Below are 16,978 nucleotides of genomic sequence, written 5' to 3'. Positions count from 1 at the left end.
TCGTGCCTCAACCCAGCCCGTACTCGGCCTCGGCAAACGGCTGGGCCTTGGTGGCCGCATCCAGCGCCTTGAGCGTGGTCAGCAGCTCCGCCATGCGCTGCAGCGGCCAGGCATTGGGCCCATCGGAGAGTGCGTGCTCCGGGTCCGGGTGGGTCTCCATGAACAGACCCGACACCCCGGAGGCGACGGCGGCCCGCGCCAGCACGGGCACGTATTCGCGCTGGCCCCCGGAGCTCGCGCCCTGCCCGCCCGGCTGCTGGACCGAATGCGTGGCGTCGAACACCACCGGGCAGCCGGTCTGGCGCATCTGGGCCAGACCCCGCATGTCCGAGATCAGTGTGTTGTAGCCGAAGGAGACGCCGCGTTCGCAGACCATGATCTGGTCATTGCCCGCCTCGCGCGCCTTGTCTACAACATTGCCCATATCCCAGGGCGCCAGGAACTGGCCCTTCTTGATGTTCACCGGGCGCCCCTGGCGCGCGACGTTCTGGATGAAGTTCGTCTGCCGGCAAAGGAACGCGGGTGTTTGCAGCACGTCCACCACGGCCGCAACCTCCTCCAGCGGCGTGTCCTCGTGGACATCGGTCAGCACCGGGACGCCCAGTTGCTGCTTCACCTGTTCCAGGATGCGCAGGCCCTCATCCATCCCCAGACCACGGAAGCTCTTCGTCGAGGAGCGATTCGCCTTGTCGAACGAGGACTTGTAGATAAACGGGATACCCAGCTCGTCGGTGATCGCCTTGAGCGCACCCGCGGTGTCCAGGGCCATCGCCTCGGATTCGATAACGCACGGGCCGGCAATCAGAAAAAAGGGCCGATCGAGGCCGATTTCAAAACCACAAAGCTGCATGCTCTGTCCTGTCCGGCGACCGACCCTCACGGGACCAGCCGCGAAGCGTAGTTAGTCCGTCAGCGCCGTCGTGGTCTCCGGCTCGCGCGTGTCCTGATACGTACGCGCGGCACGAATGAACCCGGTGAACAGCGGATGCCCGTCGCGCGGGGTGGAGGTGAATTCCGGGTGGAACTGGCAACCGATGAACCACGGGTGGTCCGCCAGTTCGACCGCTTCGACCAGCTCGCCGGATTCGGAGACGCCGGAGATGTTCAGACCGGCTGCCTCCAGCCGCTCGCGATAGGCATTGTTGAACTCGAACCGGTGGCGATGGCGTTCGCTGACATCCTCGCGACCATAGGCCTCCGCAATTCGCGAACCCTGAGCCAGTCGCGCGGACTGCGCCCCAAGGCGCATCGTACCGCCGAGATCGCTCTCGGCATCGCGCCGCTCGATACGACCCTCGCGGTCCTGCCACTCGGTGATCAGGGCGATGACCGGATGCGGGGTATCCGGGGCGAACTCCGTACTGTGCGCGTCTTCGAGCCCGGCCCGGTCACGCGCGAATTCGATCACCGCCACCTGCATGCCGAGGCAGATGCCCAGATACGGCACCCCGTGCTCGCGCGCATAGCGGACGGCCGCGATCTTGCCCTCGACACCGCGCTCGCCAAAGCCACCGGGTACGAGGATCGCATCCAGGCCCTCCATCTCGCCCTGGATCTCGGCTTCCGCCCCTTCGAGCTTTTCCGAATCGAGATAGCGAATCCGCACTCGGGTCCCGACCTGCACACCCGCATGGGTCAGCGCCTCGTTCACGGACTTGTAGGACTCGGTCAGATCGACGTACTTGCCGATCATGCCGACGGTCACCTCGGATTCCGGAAATTCCATGGCATTGACCACGTGCTTCCAGTCCGACAGGTCGGCCTGCGGGGCCTCAATGTGCAGCTTGCGCAGCACGATCTCGTCCAGCTTCTGCGAATGCAGCCACAACGGGATCTTGTAGATGTTGTCCACGTCCACCGCGGAGATGACAGCCTTCTCCTCGACGTTGGTGAACAGCGCAATCTTGCGCCGCTCCCCCTCGGGTATCGCCTGGGTCGAGCGGCACAGCAGGATATCCGGCTGGATCCCGATCGAGCGCAGTTCCTTGACCGAGTGCTGGGTCGGCTTGGTCTTGATCTCGCCGGCGGCGGCAATGAAGGGCACCAGGGTCAGGTGCATGAACAGGGCATTCTCGTGCCCCAGCTCCACCCCCATCTGGCGGATGGCCTCAAGGAACGGCAGAGACTCGATATCGCCCACCGTACCGCCGATCTCGATCAGCGCGATGTCGGCATCGCCCGCGCCCTCGCGGATCGAGCGCTTGATCTCGTCGGTGATATGCGGGATCACCTGCACCGTACCACCCAGGTAGTCGCCGCGGCGCTCCTTGCGGATCACGTTCTCGTAGATCTGCCCGGTGGTGAAGTTGTTGCGCCGCGAGGTGCGGATACGCACGAAGCGCTCGTAATGCCCCAGGTCCAGGTCCGTCTCCGCGCCGTCGTCGGTCACGAAGACCTCGCCGTGCTGGAACGGGCTCATGGTGCCCGGATCGACGTTGATATAGGGGTCGAGCTTGAGCAGCGTCACCTTGAGACCGCGCGCCTCGAGGATGGCCCCCAGCGAGGCGGATGCAATGCCTTTGCCCAGAGACGAAACCACGCCTCCGGTAATGAATACATAACGCGTCATGCGGGAAACCTGGCTAGGTGACGACGGACCCCCGCCACAAAAGGGCTCACGGGCGGCTCAAATCGGCCGAAATGCTACCAGAGAGCCCCTGTCGGCTCAATCGGCGGTGGCCTCGCGAAGCACACTTTGCGCATTGGGTGGAAGCGGCCGAAAGGCCACCAGCGTCATGTCGTCACGCCGCGGTTCGCCGCCGCGATAATCCTCCAGCACCCGGACCACGGAGTCGATCTTGGCGCTCAGGTCACGCGGGGACTTTTCCGCCAACACCTGGCGCAGACGCCGGCGCCCGAACAGTCGCGGCGGCTCGCCACCCACATGGTCGTGGGCTCCGTCGGTAATCAGGAAGAATTCCATGCCGGGTTCCACCGACACCACGTGATCCACCGGCTGCGCAGGCTCGAGGCTGCGATACCCCAGACCGCCACGAACGCCGCGAATCTCCTCAACCTCTCCCCCGCGATCAATGATGAGCGGAAGCCCCACACCGGCAAAGTTCAATGTCCGGCCATCCGGATCATAGACGCAGACTGCCGCCTCCAGCCCGTCATCGGAATCGGAGTCCTGGCCGTCCTGGCGCAGGCGCGAGCGCACCAGGCGATCCATCTCGCGCAGGATTGCCGACGGCTCCAGCAGCCGGTGTTCATGCAGGATGCGATCCAGCGCGGAAGCCAGCACCAGGGTAATAAACGCACCCGGGACGCCATGCCCGGTGCAGTCCGCCGCGACCAGTACGCTGCGCCCGTCGATGGCTTCCAGCCAGAAGTAGTCGCCCCCGACCAGATGCAGCGGCTCCCAGTAGACCTGTACTTCGTCCAGGTGCCCGTCCAGGGCGTGCTTGTCCGGAAGCATCGCCGTCTGGATGCGCCGTGCGTAGCGAATACTCTCCACGACGAGCCGATTGCTGCGCTCGAGCTCGCGGTTGGCCTCGTCCACCCGTGCCAGCGCACGTTCCGTTTCCTGCTTCTCCGCCTCCAGTTCGCGGGTTCGTTCGACCACTCGACGTTCCAGGTCCTCGTTCAGGGCCTTCAGTTCGCCCCGCGCGCCGTCGCGGGCATCGAGACCCTGCTGAAAGGCATGCAGGAGCCGATCCAGCGACCGGTCCAGGGCCCCCAGTTCGTCGTTGGCGTGATGCCCCATTTCGGGCCGCGGCCACTGGGCCGGGCGGTCGGGGTCGGTACCCGCCACGGCCCGGGAGATGCGCAGCATCGGACGCAGCATCAGGCCGTAGAACAGCAGCACGACCACGAGCGAGACGATCAGCGCCTGTACCACGCTGGTGATTACGCTGTTGCGCAGGCGCTCGACCAGGGCAGCCGCCAGGACATCGGGGGCAAGCTCCACGCGCAACGTGCCGACCGCGCCATTGGTCTCGCGCAGATCCGGGTGGAGCAATTCGCGCTCGTGCTGACGATCGGCGCCGAACAGACGCTCTCCCAGCCAGGAGGCGCCACCCCCCTCGCGTTCCACCTCGGCCAGGGTGCGCCCAAAGTCGTCGAGGATCTCGGCGCGATGGATCTCGTCAAAGGCCTGCAGCCCCGCCACCAGCGATTCGGCCTGATCCGCATTCAACTGGTAGGCCGCCTCGGCCGCCGGAGGCGCAACCAGCCGTTGCAGCCGGTCAATCTGTTCCAGGGTTTCGGCGTGAAAGGCTCGCGAGTCGGCCGCGATCACATAGGCGCTCGCCAGCAGGCTGAGCGCGAGCGCAACCAGCAGGGTCGCAAGCGCCAGTTTGGCGACCAGGCTGCGGCTGCGCGCCGGTCCGGACTCCGTCATGCAGGCTCGCCGTGGAACTGGACCTCGACGCGGTTACGGCCTTTGTTCTTCGCGCGGTAGAGCAGATCATCCGCCGCGGCGACCAGTGCCCCGGCGTCCGGCCAGCGCTCGGTCGTGACCACCAGCCCAATGGAAACCTCGAGGTGAAGCGGCTGGTCGTTCCAGCGCGGGATTGTCTCCTCGACACTGGTACGAATGCGCTCTGCCAGAGTCACGGCCCCATCGAAATCGAGATCCGCGGCCACCACCAGAAACTCCTCGCCCCCCATGCGCCCGGCGTACTGATCGGCGCCGAGCTCCCCGCGCAGGATATCGGCGAAGCTCTGCAGGGCGTAATCTCCGGCCGCATGGCCGTGTGTGTCATTCAGGGCCTTGAAGTCGTCGAGGTCGAGCATCATCACGGTGATGGAACGGGTCTGGTCGCCCACGGTCTCGGCCAGACCTTCCACGCAGTCGATCACCCGGCGGCGAGAGAACAGCCCGGTTAGGGCATCTTCCAGCGCCAGGCGCTCAAGCTCCACCGTCAGGCGTTCGCGCTCGCGCACCTCGTCCGACAGCGCGCAGTTGAGCTGCTCCAGATGGGTGGCCTGCTCGCGCAGCTGGCGGTTCGCGGCCTGCAGATCCAGCTGCATGCGGTCGCTCATACGCATCATGCGGCGCTGAATGCGGTATCCCTCGGAGTAGGCCTTGGCCAGCATACGCACGCCTTCGGCCACGTCATCCAGCGCCTCCAGCATCTGCTCGGAGCGCTGCATAATCTGTTTTTCCTGCTCGAACAGCGAAAAGTCGGCAAGGGATTCCGGATCGTCGCCGTCGCCTGAGGTGGGCGGCATCGTCACTGGCTGTTTGGAGTCGCGAGAGGCGTTCATGATGTCGGGCACATACGGTAGTCAGCGTGGGCAAAGTCCTCGGAAAAGTCCTCGCCGAACTCTTCCATCGTCTCGTCATCCTCGTGGTAGCACCAATTGATCCGTACACTCATGCCGGCCTCCGCGGCGTCCTCAAGGATCTGGAAAAGGTTCATCAGGGCCTTCGCGGTCGAGCTGTTGAAGTAGATCATCTCGACGCTGAACTCCAGCGACTCGCTGGCCCGCTCCTCGACCGCCTGACGCAACCCCTGGGTTAGGGGCCCATAGAAGCTCGCGGCGTCCTCCGGATAGGACTCGCCGGCGATGCGATATTGCCCCGCCGCGAAATCGAACAGGACCTCCGGGGTGCGGTCCGTTGCCTCGTGTCGAATGGGGTCCAATGCTGCCATCAGATATAGGCCTTCAGTACAAAATAGGAATACGCGTCGGAGAGGTGCTCGAAATCGAACTGGATCGGCTCGCTCGCACGGCGCGCGATCTCGATCAGCCCGATGCTGGCGCCTTTACTGCCCTCGTCCGGCGGCTCGCGGAGCTTTTCCTTGTAGAACCGCCTCAGGGCTTCCGGGTCCATCCCCTGCAACTCGCGGAGCCGCCCGCCCAGAGTATCGGCGTCTTCGCGGGCGATGATATTGCCGCAAATCACGAAAAACCGGCCTTTTTCGGAACCAACGGTAATCATTCCCGAGCTCAGTTCCACCGGCGGTTCTGCATCATGCTCGATGCGTTCGGCCGAGTAGCGGATGATGTTCTGCACCTGCTCGACGAACACCGAGAACACCCTATTCACGGTCTTGTTGTCCGTCGACTCCAGCCGGATCTTCTGGCGCAGCGCGTCGCCGAGCGCCTTCAGGATGCCTTCCGAGATATAGCCGGTGAACGAAAAGATGATGCCGCGCCGGGTCATGTTGCGCTGAAAGTCCAGCACCTCTTCGGCGATCAGGCCACCCCGATCGGCTTCGCGCTGCGTGGCGAACTCAGTCATCCGCGCCTCCGTTACTGTCGAGTACATCACTGACGATCGCTGCGTAGCGGCCATCCTCGCGCATGGCATCCAGCGCGACCTGGAGGCGGTCCAGCCGATCGCGATCGGTATCCCGGTGGCAGGCGAGCGACATCACCGTGTCGTTGAAGGCAAACAGCGAGCGCAGTTCGCCGATCTCTTCCAGACGCGCGTACCAGGGTGCGAGATGCTCGCCACTGACCCAGACATCAATCCGGTCGGCCGCGAGCTTACGCGCATTCAGTCGGTCATTGGGGGCGGTATCGACCTCAATCCCCCGTGCCTCGACATATAACGCGACGGCATCATCCCGGTAACCGCCCACTCGATAGTCGTGCAGGTCTTCGAGCGAGTACGCTGCGACGTCGGAGCCCTCAAGGGCATAGGCATGCCACTGATTCTCCACCAGAGGGCCGACCCACTCGAACAGCTCTTCGCGCTCCGGCGTGCGGGTCGTGGAAAACACGCAGGTGTCGGGGCTCGACTGCGCTTCGGCGTAGGCGCGACTCCAGGGCAGCAAGCGGATCTCCGCCTCGATCCCGGTCTCCTTGAGCAGCTGGTTCATCACGCGCACGGAGATACCGTCGAGCTCGCCATCCGGCGTCTCGAAGTTGAATGGCGGATAACTCTCGGTGGCCAGGTTGAGGCTTCCGGCCTGCGCCGATGCGATACCCAGCACCGCGACCACAAGCGCAAGCCCCTGGGCACATTCTCCGACCCGACGACTGATCGATCTCACACTTGGGGCCCCTAAAAAGCGTGACGAAGCTCAAGCATTGGCTTTTACGATCGCCCCGTCAACTGCGCCGAAACCACAGTGTCGGGCGCCGCGCCATCCTGGGGCGCTCAACCGTCAGAGTCCCAATGCCCCATCCCGCCAGACAATGGCCACGACGTGCCTGTCCGATCGCCGCATCACCAGCGGCAGACGTTCGCGCTCCCATGGTGGAACACCCCTCTCCTGCAGCAGCTTTTTCAAGGGTCGACGCCCCGCCGGAGTCACGACCGTTTCGCCTCCTGCGCGATAACCAATCTCCAACTCTTCCAGAGGGTCCACACCCAAAGCGCTCAGCGCCGCGCGCTCCAGCACGCGGCCGTCCGCGAGTGTCAGGCGCGCTTGCCCCGGTGGCCAGGGGGTTACGTCACCCGGCCCGGGTGGATTCGCACCAGGGGCTTGGGTGTGGATCATGCCCCGATAGACACCCATCCAGCCGCCCGCCCAGCGCAGCTCGGGACTGCGATCCGGCGCATGGGTTTCCAGTTGTCGGCAGTACTCTTCCAGCCGGGCGTGCCCCGGGGGACTTAGGCCCTGTGCGCGCAACCATGCTCGCATCCGTGCCCGCCGCTCTGCCGCATCCAGACCCGCCAACGCAGCAACAGGCAACGGGGCGTCATCGGGGAGTTGCTCATCCAGACTCGCCAGTCGGTCGACAGCCTCCTGCTGCCAGCGGGCACAGCGCGCCAGGGATTGATGAACCGGGAAGCGTTCCGCCAGCCGCGGGAGGATCTCGCGGCGCAGGAAATTGCGATCGAAGCGGGTGTCCTCATTGCTCGGATCGTCGTACCAGCCGAGCCCCGAAGTCCGTGCGTAGTCCGCGATGGCCTCGCCCGGGACCTCCAGCAGCGGCCGCCCCAGCCAGGTATCTCCTTCGCGACGCATTGCCCGCATGCCCTGAAGGCCCTCCGGCCCGCTCCCGCGCAGCGCGGCGAGCAAGAAGGTCTCAGCCTGGTCGTCGGCATGCTGGGCGGTCAGGATCAGGTCCCGTCCCCCGAGGCCCTCGCGCAGGGCCGTGTAGCGTGCACGGCGCGCGGCAGCCTCCGGCCCCTCGGAGGCGTCATCAAGAACGGTCACCTTGCGTACGGTCAGCGGTACATCCAGCACCTCGGCAACGCGCACACAGAACGCCGCCTGCGCATCGGCATCCGGTCGCAGACCGTGATTCACATGCCAGGCCTCAAGCCCTTGAGGGCGCAATCGCGCGAGCGCATGCAGCAAAACAGAGGAGTCGCGGCCGCCGCTAAAGGCAACCCGCAGGGAAGTAGAACCGGGGTGATCCTGCAAAAAGGCCCGAACGGCGACCATCACCGGGTGGGCGCGATCCGGCCCCCGGCCCGATGTCTCAGGAGGCGGCTTCCTGGAAGGCACCGTAGTCCATCAGGCGGCGGTAACGCCGATCCAACCGCTTGGCCGGGTCCAGCGCCTCCAGGCCATCGAGGGTTTCCAGCAGTGCCGAGCGCAACTGCGCCGACATCGTCTCGGGATCGCGATGGGCGCCGCCCAGCGGCTCGGGGACGATGCGATCGACCAGCCCCAGATCGTGCAGGCGCTGCGAGGTAATACCCAGCGCCTCCGCCGCCTCGGACGCGCGTTCGGCACTCTTCCAGAGAATGGAGGCACAACCCTCCGGTGAGATGACCGAGTAGGTCGAGTACTGCAGCATCAGCGTGGCATCCCCGACCCCGATCGCCAGCGCGCCGCCCGAGCCGCCCTCGCCAATCACGGTCGCGATGATCGGCGTATCCAGCCGCGCCATCACCATCAGATTGCGGGCAATCGCCTCGCTCTGGCCGCGCTCCTCGGCACCCACGCCCGGATAGGCGCCCGGGGTGTCGATAAACGTGAGGACCGGAAGCCGGAAGCGCTCGGCCGTCTCCATCAGTCGCAGGGCCTTGCGATAGCCCTCCGGGCGCGGCATCCCGAAGTTGCGGTAGACCTTCTCGCGCGTCTGGCGGCCCTTCTGGTGGCCAATGATCATCACCGGGCGCCCGTCGAGGCGCGCCACGCCACCGACAATCGCTGGGTCATCCGCATAGGTCCGGTCACCGTGGAGCTCCTCGAACTCGTCGAACAGCTGAGGGATATAGTCCAACGTGTACGGGCGCTTCGGATGGCGCGACATCTGCGCGACCTGCCAGGGGCTCAGCTTGGCGAAGATGCTCTCCGTCAGCGAACGGCACTTCTCCTCCAGGCGCTGGATCTCTTCCTGGATGTTGACCTCGGCATCGTCACCCACATAGCGCAGATCCCGAATCTTGGCTTCCAGTTCGGCAATGGGTTGTTCGAAGTCGAGAAAATCCGGATTCATGCAGGGTCCCGCGTCGGAAAGATGGGCGTCAGGCGCGGAATTGTAACCAATTACCCCGCACTTCGCTGCCGATTCGAGACCGACCGAGACCTGTCCCCGAAGATGCGGCCGGACCATGCGTCCCTCCTGGCCGCCCGATTCCGCGGGACTCGGCGCCTTCAGCGACCGTACAGGATCTGGGCCTCGCAGTCGGGGCCCAGGGTCTGCTGCAGATTGCGCAGCAGCCGCTCGTCCGGACGAATGGCCCAGGCCTCGGGCAGGCTCAGATCGGCCTCGACGCCATCCCGGCGATAGCACAGGTGGACCCGGCACTGGCCATCGCGATGCTCTTCCATCAGGCCGCGCAGGTTTTGCACCTGTTCCGCGCGCACCCCCTCCAGGCACAAGTGCAGGGCGCGTGCCCACTGCGCCCGTGCCTCGTCCAGGGTGTACACGGCCCGGGCGCGCATGCGGATGCCGCCGGCATAGTCATCCAGCGTCACCGTTCCCTCGGCCACCAGAAGGGTGTCCGGCTCCAGCCGATCGCGGTAGGTATTGAAGTCGTCGTTGAACAGCACGATCTCGGCACGCCCGCTGCGGTCATCCAGGGTCGCGATCCCCATGCGCCCGTTCTGCGTATTGCGTACCCGTACTCCTACCACCAGCCCGGCGATGCGCACGGTCTCGGGGCGTCCACGTCGCCCCTGCTGGCCGCTGTCATCGGGCCGCTGCTCCAGCTTCGCCTCCAGTTCGGCGAACGTGCTGCCCGTCAGCCGCTTGAGCTCGGCACGATAGCGTTCGACCGGATGCCCGGTCAGATACAGGCCCAGTGTTTCTTTCTCCCCGCGCAGGCGGTCGTCGTCCTCCATCTCCGGCAGGGTCTCGCTCTCCGGGACGACGGCGGCGGCCGGATCGCCAAACAGATCCACCACGCCCAGGCTCGCGTTTCGCTCCGTCTGTTCCGCCGCGGCGACGGCCGTGGGGATGTCGTTCAGCAGCGTCGCGCGGTTCGCGCCAATCGCATCCAGCGCACCCGCGCGCACCAGTGTGTCCAGCACCCGCTTGTTGAGCTTGGACAGGTCCACCCGCTGGCACAGGTCGATCAGCCCGTGGAAGGACCCGTCCGCGGCACGTGCCTTCAGCAGCGTGTCGATCGCGGACTCGCCCACGCCCTTGATCGCGCCCAGGCCATAGACCACGGTCCCGGCATCGCGACAGGTAAAGCGGTAGTCCGACTGGTTCACGTCGGGAGGCAGGACGTCCAGCCCCATATTCCGGCATTCGTCGATCAGGCCCACGACCTTGTCGGTGTTGTCCATATCCGCGGACAGCACCGCCGCCATGAACGGCGCCGGGTAGTGCGCCTTGAGCCAGGCGGTCTGATAGGCGACCAGGGCGTAGGCCGCCGAGTGCGACTTGTTGAAGCCGTAGCCGGCGAATTTCTCCATCAGATCGAAGATGTAGGTCGCGGTCCCCTCCTCGACCCCGCGCCCCAGTGCACCCTCCATGAAGATCTGGCGTTGCTTGGCCATCTCCTCGGGCTTTTTCTTGCCCATCGCGCGCCGCAGAAGGTCGGCTCCGCCCAGGGTGTAGTTCGCCAGCACCTGGGCGATCTGCATCACCTGCTCCTGGTACAGGATGACCCCGTAGGTCGGCTGCAGGATCGGCTCCAGGTCCGGATGCGGGTATTCCACCTGCGCGCGGCCATGCTTGCGGTCGATGAAGTCGTCCACCATCCCCGACTGCAGCGGGCCCGGTCGGTACAGCGCCACCAGCGCAATGATCTCCTCGAAGCTGTCCGGCTGCAGGCGCCGGATCAGGTCCTTCATCCCGCCCGATTCCAGCTGGAACACGGCAGTGGTCTGGTAGGCCTTGAGCAACTTGAAGGTTTCGGGGTCATCCAGCGGGACCGCGTCCAGGTCGATACGGGCCTCCGGGTCCATCTTGCGCACGTTCTCGACCGCCCAGTCGATGATCGTCAGCGTGCGCAGTCCGAGAAAGTCGAACTTCACCAGCCCCACGGCCTCGACATCGTCCTTGTCGAAGTGAGTGACCAGCGAGCCGCCGTCGTCTTCGCAGTACAACGGCGAGAAGTCGGTCAGCGCCGACGGTGCGATCACCACGCCGCCGGCGTGCTTGCCCGCGTTGCGCGTAAGCCCCTCGAGCTTGAGCGCCAGATCGATGATCCCGCGCACCTCCTCGTCCTGGTCGTACTGCGCCTTCAGATCCTCGCTCTCGGCCAGGGCCTTCTCCAAGGTCATGCCCAGCTCGAACGGAATCAGCTTGGCGATGCGGTCGACAAATCCATAGCCATAGCCCAGTACGCGGCCACAGTCGCGCACAACCGCCTTCGCGGCCATGGTGCCGTGGGTGATGATCTGCGAAACCTTGTCGCGCCCGTAGCGCTCGGCCACGTAGTCGATCACGTCATCGCGTTTCTCCATGCAGAAATCGACATCGAAGTCGGGCATGGAAACGCGCTCAGGATTAAGAAATCGCTCAAAGAGAAGCTCGTAACGCAATGGATCCAGGTCGGTAATACCCAGCACATAGGCGACCAGCGAGCCTGCACCGGAGCCGCGCCCTGGCCCCACCGGGATGCCGTTGTCCTTGGCCCACTGGATGAAGTCGGCCACGATCAGGAAGTAGCCGGGAAAACCCATCTGGCAGATCACGTCCAGTTCGAGCTTCAGGCGTTCTTCATACTCCGAACGCTCGGCGAACTGAAAACGTTCCAGCCGGGCGTCGAGCCCCTGCGCGGAAATCTCGCGCAGGTGGTCCTCGACCGTGTAGCCTTCCGGCACCGGGAAATCGGGCAACACAGACTCCCCAAGCGTCAGGCTGACACTGCAGCGACGCGCGATCGCCACCGAGTTCGCCAGGGCCTCGGGGATATCCGAGAAGCGTTCCGCCATCTCCTCCGGGCTGCACAGGTACTGATGCTCGGAGTAGCGCCGCGGGCGCGAGGGGTCATCCAGCGTGGTGCCGTCATGGATGCAGACGCGCGCCTCGTGGGCCTCGAAGTCCTCGGCCTTTAGAAAGCGCACGTCGTTGGTTGCCACAACGGGCAGATCGAACTGCTCCGACGCCGCCAGAGCCTGCTCGATCCAGGCCTCCTCGCCCGGGCGCTCGGTGCGTGTCAACTCCAGGTAGAAGCGTCCGGGAAAGCGCCGTTGCCAGGGCTCGAGATCATCGGGGGTCAGTGCGCGCGCAACTCCCGACCCATTCACGAACAGGCCATCGATGCCGCCCGACAGTGCGATCAGGCCCTCGGCCGCGCTGTCCAGCCATTCGGCGTCGATCCGCGGGATGCCCTTTTCCTGACCTTCCTGCCAGGCACGCGAAATCAGTCGGGTGAGGTTGCGGTAGCCGGGGTCGTTCTGCGCGAGCAGGGTCATGCGCGCCACGCTCCCGTCTGCGCGGGCGTCCCGCACCAGCAGATCGGCCCCGATAATCGGCTGCACACCCTGAGCGATGGCCGCCCGGTAGAACTTGACCAGCCCGAACAGGTTGCAGTGATCGGTCACCGCAACGGCGGGCATGCCCTTTTCCGCCACCGCCGCGACCAGCGGTTTCAGGCGCACCAGCCCGTCGATCAGCGAGTACTCGGAGTGCACCCGCAGGTGCACAAAGCCGGGATCATGCAATTCGCCGCTCACGCCTCTTCCCCCGCGACATCGGCCAGCGCCCGCGCCACCGGCCCAAAGCTGCGGCGATGCTCCGTACACGGCCCAAGGCGCGCCAGCGCGTCGCGGTGGTAGGCCGTCGGGTAGCCTGCATGGCGATCGAAGCCGTAGTCGGGATAGCGCTCGTGCAGGGCGGACATCTCCGCGTCACGCGCCACCTTGGCGATGATTGACGCCGCACTGATCGCCGCCACGGAGCCATCCCCCCCGACGATCGCCTCGGCGCTCCAGGGACCCTCTGGTGTGAAGCGGCCGTCAACCAGCAGGTGATCAGGCGGCTGCGACAATGCGGCCACCGCGCGCTGCATCGCCAGCAGGGTCGCGCAATGGATGTTCAATGCGTCAATCTCGGCCGCCTCGGCCCGCCCCAGCGCCCAGGCCACTGCCCGTTCGCGAATCTCGACATCCAGCGCCTGCCGGCGCCGTGCCGAAAGCTTCTTGGAATCGGTCAGTCCCGGTGCTTCGAAACCCTCCGGCAGGATTACCGCGGCCGCCACCACCGGCCCGGCCAGCGGGCCACGCCCCACTTCGTCGACGCCCGCGACCCAAGCGTTTGCCACCCTGTTTGCGGACATCGAACCCCCGATCGGGCCTGGACACCAAGGGAACACTGACACCCGTGTTTCCCTGGACAATAGCGGGAATGGATCGCGGACATGCGCGGTCCGGGCGATCCGTTACAATAGCGCCGGAAATCCTAGCACACGCCCCACGAACCTCGAGCCCGCCCATGTCTCAGAATCCCCTGCGCTGCGCCGCGATCGGCGTCGGTCACCTTGGCAAGTGGCATGCCGCCAAGTACGCCGCCCTGCCCGACACCGATCTGGTCGCCGTAGCCGATGCCGACGCCGCCACCGCCGAGCGTGTCGCCGCCGAACATGGCTGCGCCGCGGTCACCGATCACCGCGAACTACTTGGCCGCGTCGATGCGGTTTCCATCGCCGCACCGACCACCCTGCACTACGACATCGCGCGGGACTTTCTCGACGCCGGGTGCCATGTTCTGGTCGAAAAACCGATCACCGCTACCCTGGAACAAGCCGAAGAACTGAATCGGCTGGCCGAGGCCAAGGGTGTCGTCTTGCAGGTCGGTCATCTGGAGCGCTTCAATGCCGCTCTGCGCCGGCTGACTGACGATCCGCTGCATCCGCGCTTTATCGAATCGCACCGCCTGGCGCCCTACAAGCCCCGCGCGACCGACGTCTCGGTAGTGCTGGATTTGATGATCCACGACATCGACATCATCCTGTCCCTGACGGATTCGCCGCTGACCGAGGTCCGTGCCTCTGGCGCCCGCGTGCTCACGCAGGACATTGACATCGCCAACGCCCGCCTGGAGTTCGCCAACGGCTGCGTGGCGAACGTGACCTCCTCGCGCGTGAGCAACAAGTCCGAGCGCCGCATGCGCATCTTCCAGTCGCACGCCTACGCCTCGGTAGACTTTCAGAACCGCATCCTGTCGCTGAACCGCATTGGCGAGCTCGACCCGGAGACCGGCGCCCCCGAGATCCACCGGGACGAAAGCGTGTTCGACGAGGCTGATGCCCTGCTGGCGGAAATCCGCGCCTTCGTGGCCGCCGTGCGTGGCGAAGGGCCGGTTGTAGTCAGTGGCCGCGACGGACAGCGGGCACTGGCCACCGCGGACCAGATCACCGCGCTCGTCTACCAGAACCTCAATGTGATGGGCCATGCCGATGGCCCCCACAGCCACCTCGACAACCCCCGCACAGGAGTCAAGCCGTGATCCCGATGGTCGACCTGCAGCGCCAGTACCAGAGCCTGCGCCCTGAAATCGATGCCGCGCTGCAGGAGGTCCTGGCCGGGGCCCGCTATATCCTGGGCCCGAATGTCCAGACGCTGGAAGATGAACTGGCACGCTATCTGGGGGTGGACCACGCAATCACCTGTGCCTCGGGGACGGATGCACTGCACCTGGCCCTTGCCGCCGGGGGTATAGGCCCGGGTGATGAGGTCATCACCACGCCGTTCACCTTTATCGCCACCGCCGAGGCGATTCGCTATGTCGGGGCCGACCCCGTGTTCGTGGACATCGATCCCGACACCTTCAACATCGACCCGGAACAGGTGGAAGCCGCGATCACCGAGCGCACCAAGGCCATCATCCCCGTGCATCTGTTCGGACAGCCAGCGGACCTGCCGCGCCTGCAAGCCATCGCCGAACGCCACAAGCTGCTCATCGTCGAGGATTGCGCCCAGTCCTTTGGTGCCGCCATCGACGGTGCACAGACCGGGTCCGCCAGTGCCTTTGGCTGCTTCTCGTTTTTCCCGTCGAAGAACCTTGGGGCCTTCGGCGACGGTGGCTTGGTCACGACCAGCTGCCCGACCTCCGCCGAGGCCCTGAAGCGGCTGCGCAACCATGGCTCCAGCGAGCGGTACTACCACGACGAGGTGGGCTACAACAGCCGCCTGGACGAGATGCAGGCGGCGATCCTGCGCGTAAAACTGCCGCACATCGACGAATACAACGCCCAGCGCCGCCGCGTCGCCGCCAGTTACCGCAAGGGGCTGGAGGGCCTGCCGGTGCAGACTCCGCACGAGGACGGGATCGGCACACATGTCTACCACCAGTACACGCTGCTGACCGATCATCGCGACGCGATCATGCAGGCCCTGAAGGAGGCCGAGATTGCGCACGCGATCTACTACCCGGTCCCGCTGCACCAGCAAAAAGCCTTCGTGGACCTGCCGAACCTGCCGGAAAGTCTCCCGGTCACGGAGTCGGTCGCAGCGCGCTGCCTCTCCCTGCCGGTCTTCCCCGAGCTCGAGGACGAACAGATCGAGACGATCTGCGCCACGATCCGGCGTTCCCTGGCCTAGTCGGGGCAAGGCCCGGCCCCATGGAACGCCACGTGGTCATCTGCGCCGGAGAGAGCTCCGGCGATGCCCTCGGTGCCGGACTGGTTCGCGAACTGGCGTCCCTGGAGCCCGAAGTGCGCTACTCCGGCATGGGGGGCGCGCAGATGCGCGCCGCGGGCGTCGAGACGCTGATCGATGTCGAGGATCTGGCCGTGGTCGGACTCGTCGACGTGCTGGTGAACTACCCGCGCCTGCTGCGGCTGTTCCGGCGCATGTGTACCCACCTGGAGAATAACCGTCCGGACCTGCTGGTCCTGGTCGACTACGTCGAATTCAACCTGCGCCTGGCGGCCCATGCGCGGCGCCTGGGTATCCGCGTCCTGTTCTACGTGAGCCCCCAGTTGTGGGCCTGGCGATCCGGCCGTATCCGCCGAATTCAGCGGTGCGTGGACGCAATGGCGGTACTGTTTCCTTTCGAAACCGACATCTACGAACGCGCCGGCGTCCCGGTGCGCTACGTCGGCAATCCGCTGGTGGACCGGGTGCAGCCACCCTCGGTGCGCCTGGCCGAACGGATCTCCGTTGCCGAGGACGCGCGCGTGATCGGGCTCCTGCCCGGCAGCCGGAGCGGGGAACTCAAACGCCACTGGCCACTACTGGTCGAAACCGTGCAACGCATGCACCAGGAAGACCCCTCGCTGCACTTCGTCGTCGCGCTGGCACCCGGTGTCGACGATACACGCCTGGATGCGCTGGCCCCGCGCGACGGCCTGCCGATCTCATTCATTTCCGGAGAGGATGGAACACATGCGCTGATGGCGGACGCCGATCTGTTGCTGATCGCCTCGGGCACGGCCACGCTGGAGGCCGGTCTGCTCCAGGCACCCATGCTGGTGTTCTACCGGATGGGCGGCCTCAGTCATGCGGTCTTTTCGCGGCTGGTCAGCCTGGAAAATATCGCCCTGGTTAATATCGTCGCGGGGGAACGACTGGTACCGGAATACCTTCAACGCCAGGCCAACCCCGAACGCCTCGCGTCGGATGCGCTCGACCTGCTCCGGCACCCGGAGCGGCTCGGTGCGATGCGGGAATCCCTGGCCTCGATTCGCGAGCGCCTGGGGGACGGTGGGGCCGATCACCGCATCGCGGAAATGGCCCGGGAGCTGCTCAGCCAGGGGCACCTCTCCGCAGGCTGAACT

Annotated in this window: 14 protein-coding genes; 3 read left to right on the top strand and 11 right to left on the bottom strand. The window is 65.6% G+C overall.

Going from position 1 to position 16,978, the window contains the following annotated elements; translation table 11 throughout:
* Positions 1-7: 7 nt before the first annotated feature.
* The 11 genes from kdsA to rnhB form a co-directional block, all read right to left on the bottom strand.
* Positions 8-850, bottom strand: a complete 843-nt coding sequence (gene kdsA / locus F623_RS0105465; protein WP_018862334.1) for a 3-deoxy-8-phosphooctulonate synthase — start codon at positions 848-850, stop codon at positions 8-10.
* Positions 851-901: 51 nt separating this feature from the next.
* The gene (locus F623_RS0105460) at positions 902-2,569 is read right to left on the bottom strand and encodes a CTP synthase (RefSeq protein WP_018862333.1); all 1,668 of its coding nucleotides are present in this window, start codon (positions 2,567-2,569) and stop codon (positions 902-904) included.
* 96 nt (positions 2,570-2,665) lie between these two features.
* Entirely contained in the window at positions 2,666-4,342 is a 1,677-nt protein-coding gene (locus F623_RS0105455) for a PP2C family protein-serine/threonine phosphatase (RefSeq protein ID WP_018862332.1), read from the bottom strand.
* Complete coding sequence (locus F623_RS0105450) at positions 4,339-5,175, bottom strand: GGDEF domain-containing protein (protein ID WP_018862331.1); 837 nt, start codon at positions 5,173-5,175, stop codon at positions 4,339-4,341. Before F623_RS0105450 ends, F623_RS0105455 begins: the two co-directional genes overlap by 4 nt.
* 32 nt (positions 5,176-5,207) lie before the next feature.
* Complete coding sequence (locus F623_RS0105445; RefSeq protein WP_018862330.1) at positions 5,208-5,600, bottom strand: DUF1987 domain-containing protein; 393 nt, start codon at positions 5,598-5,600, stop codon at positions 5,208-5,210.
* Positions 5,600-6,193, bottom strand: a complete 594-nt coding sequence (locus F623_RS0105440) for a SiaB family protein kinase (protein WP_018862329.1) — start codon at positions 6,191-6,193, stop codon at positions 5,600-5,602. The genes F623_RS0105445 and F623_RS0105440 overlap by 1 nt, the downstream gene beginning before the upstream one ends.
* A complete protein-coding gene (locus F623_RS0105435) occupies positions 6,186-6,881 on the bottom strand; it encodes an ABC transporter substrate-binding protein (protein ID WP_026278755.1) in 696 nt (231 codons plus the stop codon). Before F623_RS0105435 ends, F623_RS0105440 begins: the two co-directional genes overlap by 8 nt.
* Before the next feature lie 183 nt (positions 6,882-7,064).
* The gene (gene tilS / locus F623_RS0105430; RefSeq protein WP_026278754.1) at positions 7,065-8,294 is read right to left on the bottom strand and encodes a tRNA lysidine(34) synthetase TilS; all 1,230 of its coding nucleotides are present in this window, start codon (positions 8,292-8,294) and stop codon (positions 7,065-7,067) included.
* 37 nt (positions 8,295-8,331) lie between these two features.
* Entirely contained in the window at positions 8,332-9,297 is a 966-nt protein-coding gene (locus F623_RS0105425) for an acetyl-CoA carboxylase carboxyltransferase subunit alpha (RefSeq protein ID WP_018862326.1), read from the bottom strand.
* Positions 9,298-9,455: 158 nt separating this feature from the next.
* The gene (gene dnaE, locus F623_RS0105420; RefSeq protein ID WP_018862325.1) at positions 9,456-12,935 is read right to left on the bottom strand and encodes a DNA polymerase III subunit alpha; all 3,480 of its coding nucleotides are present in this window, start codon (positions 12,933-12,935) and stop codon (positions 9,456-9,458) included.
* Positions 12,932-13,537, bottom strand: coding sequence for a ribonuclease HII (rnhB, locus tag F623_RS0105415; RefSeq protein ID WP_018862324.1), 606 nt, complete (start codon positions 13,535-13,537; stop codon positions 12,932-12,934). The genes dnaE and rnhB overlap by 4 nt, the downstream gene beginning before the upstream one ends.
* A gap of 155 nt (positions 13,538-13,692) precedes the next feature.
* On the opposite strand from rnhB, the gene F623_RS0105410 reads away from it, so the two are divergent.
* The 3 genes from F623_RS0105410 to lpxB are packed head-to-tail and all read left to right on the top strand — an operon-like array spanning position 13,693 to position 16,975.
* Positions 13,693-14,706 carry a Gfo/Idh/MocA family protein gene (locus F623_RS0105410; protein WP_018862323.1) on the top strand — a complete coding sequence of 338 codons (1,014 nt, stop codon included), beginning with the start codon at positions 13,693-13,695 and terminating at the stop codon, positions 14,704-14,706.
* Entirely contained in the window at positions 14,703-15,800 is a 1,098-nt protein-coding gene (locus F623_RS0105405; RefSeq protein WP_018862322.1) for a DegT/DnrJ/EryC1/StrS aminotransferase family protein, read from the top strand. The genes F623_RS0105410 and F623_RS0105405 overlap by 4 nt, the downstream gene beginning before the upstream one ends.
* Positions 15,801-15,820: 20 nt before the next feature.
* Positions 15,821-16,975, top strand: a complete 1,155-nt coding sequence (gene lpxB / locus F623_RS0105400; protein ID WP_018862321.1) for a lipid-A-disaccharide synthase — start codon at positions 15,821-15,823, stop codon at positions 16,973-16,975.
* Positions 16,976-16,978 lie beyond the last annotated feature (3 nt).

It is taken from the genome of Thioalkalivibrio sp. ALD1 (assembly GCF_000381245.1).
Classification (GTDB): domain Bacteria; phylum Pseudomonadota; class Gammaproteobacteria; order Ectothiorhodospirales; family Ectothiorhodospiraceae; genus Thioalkalivibrio.
Note: the sequence above shows the minus strand (reverse complement) of the source record. Positions and strands in the feature narration are given on the sequence as shown.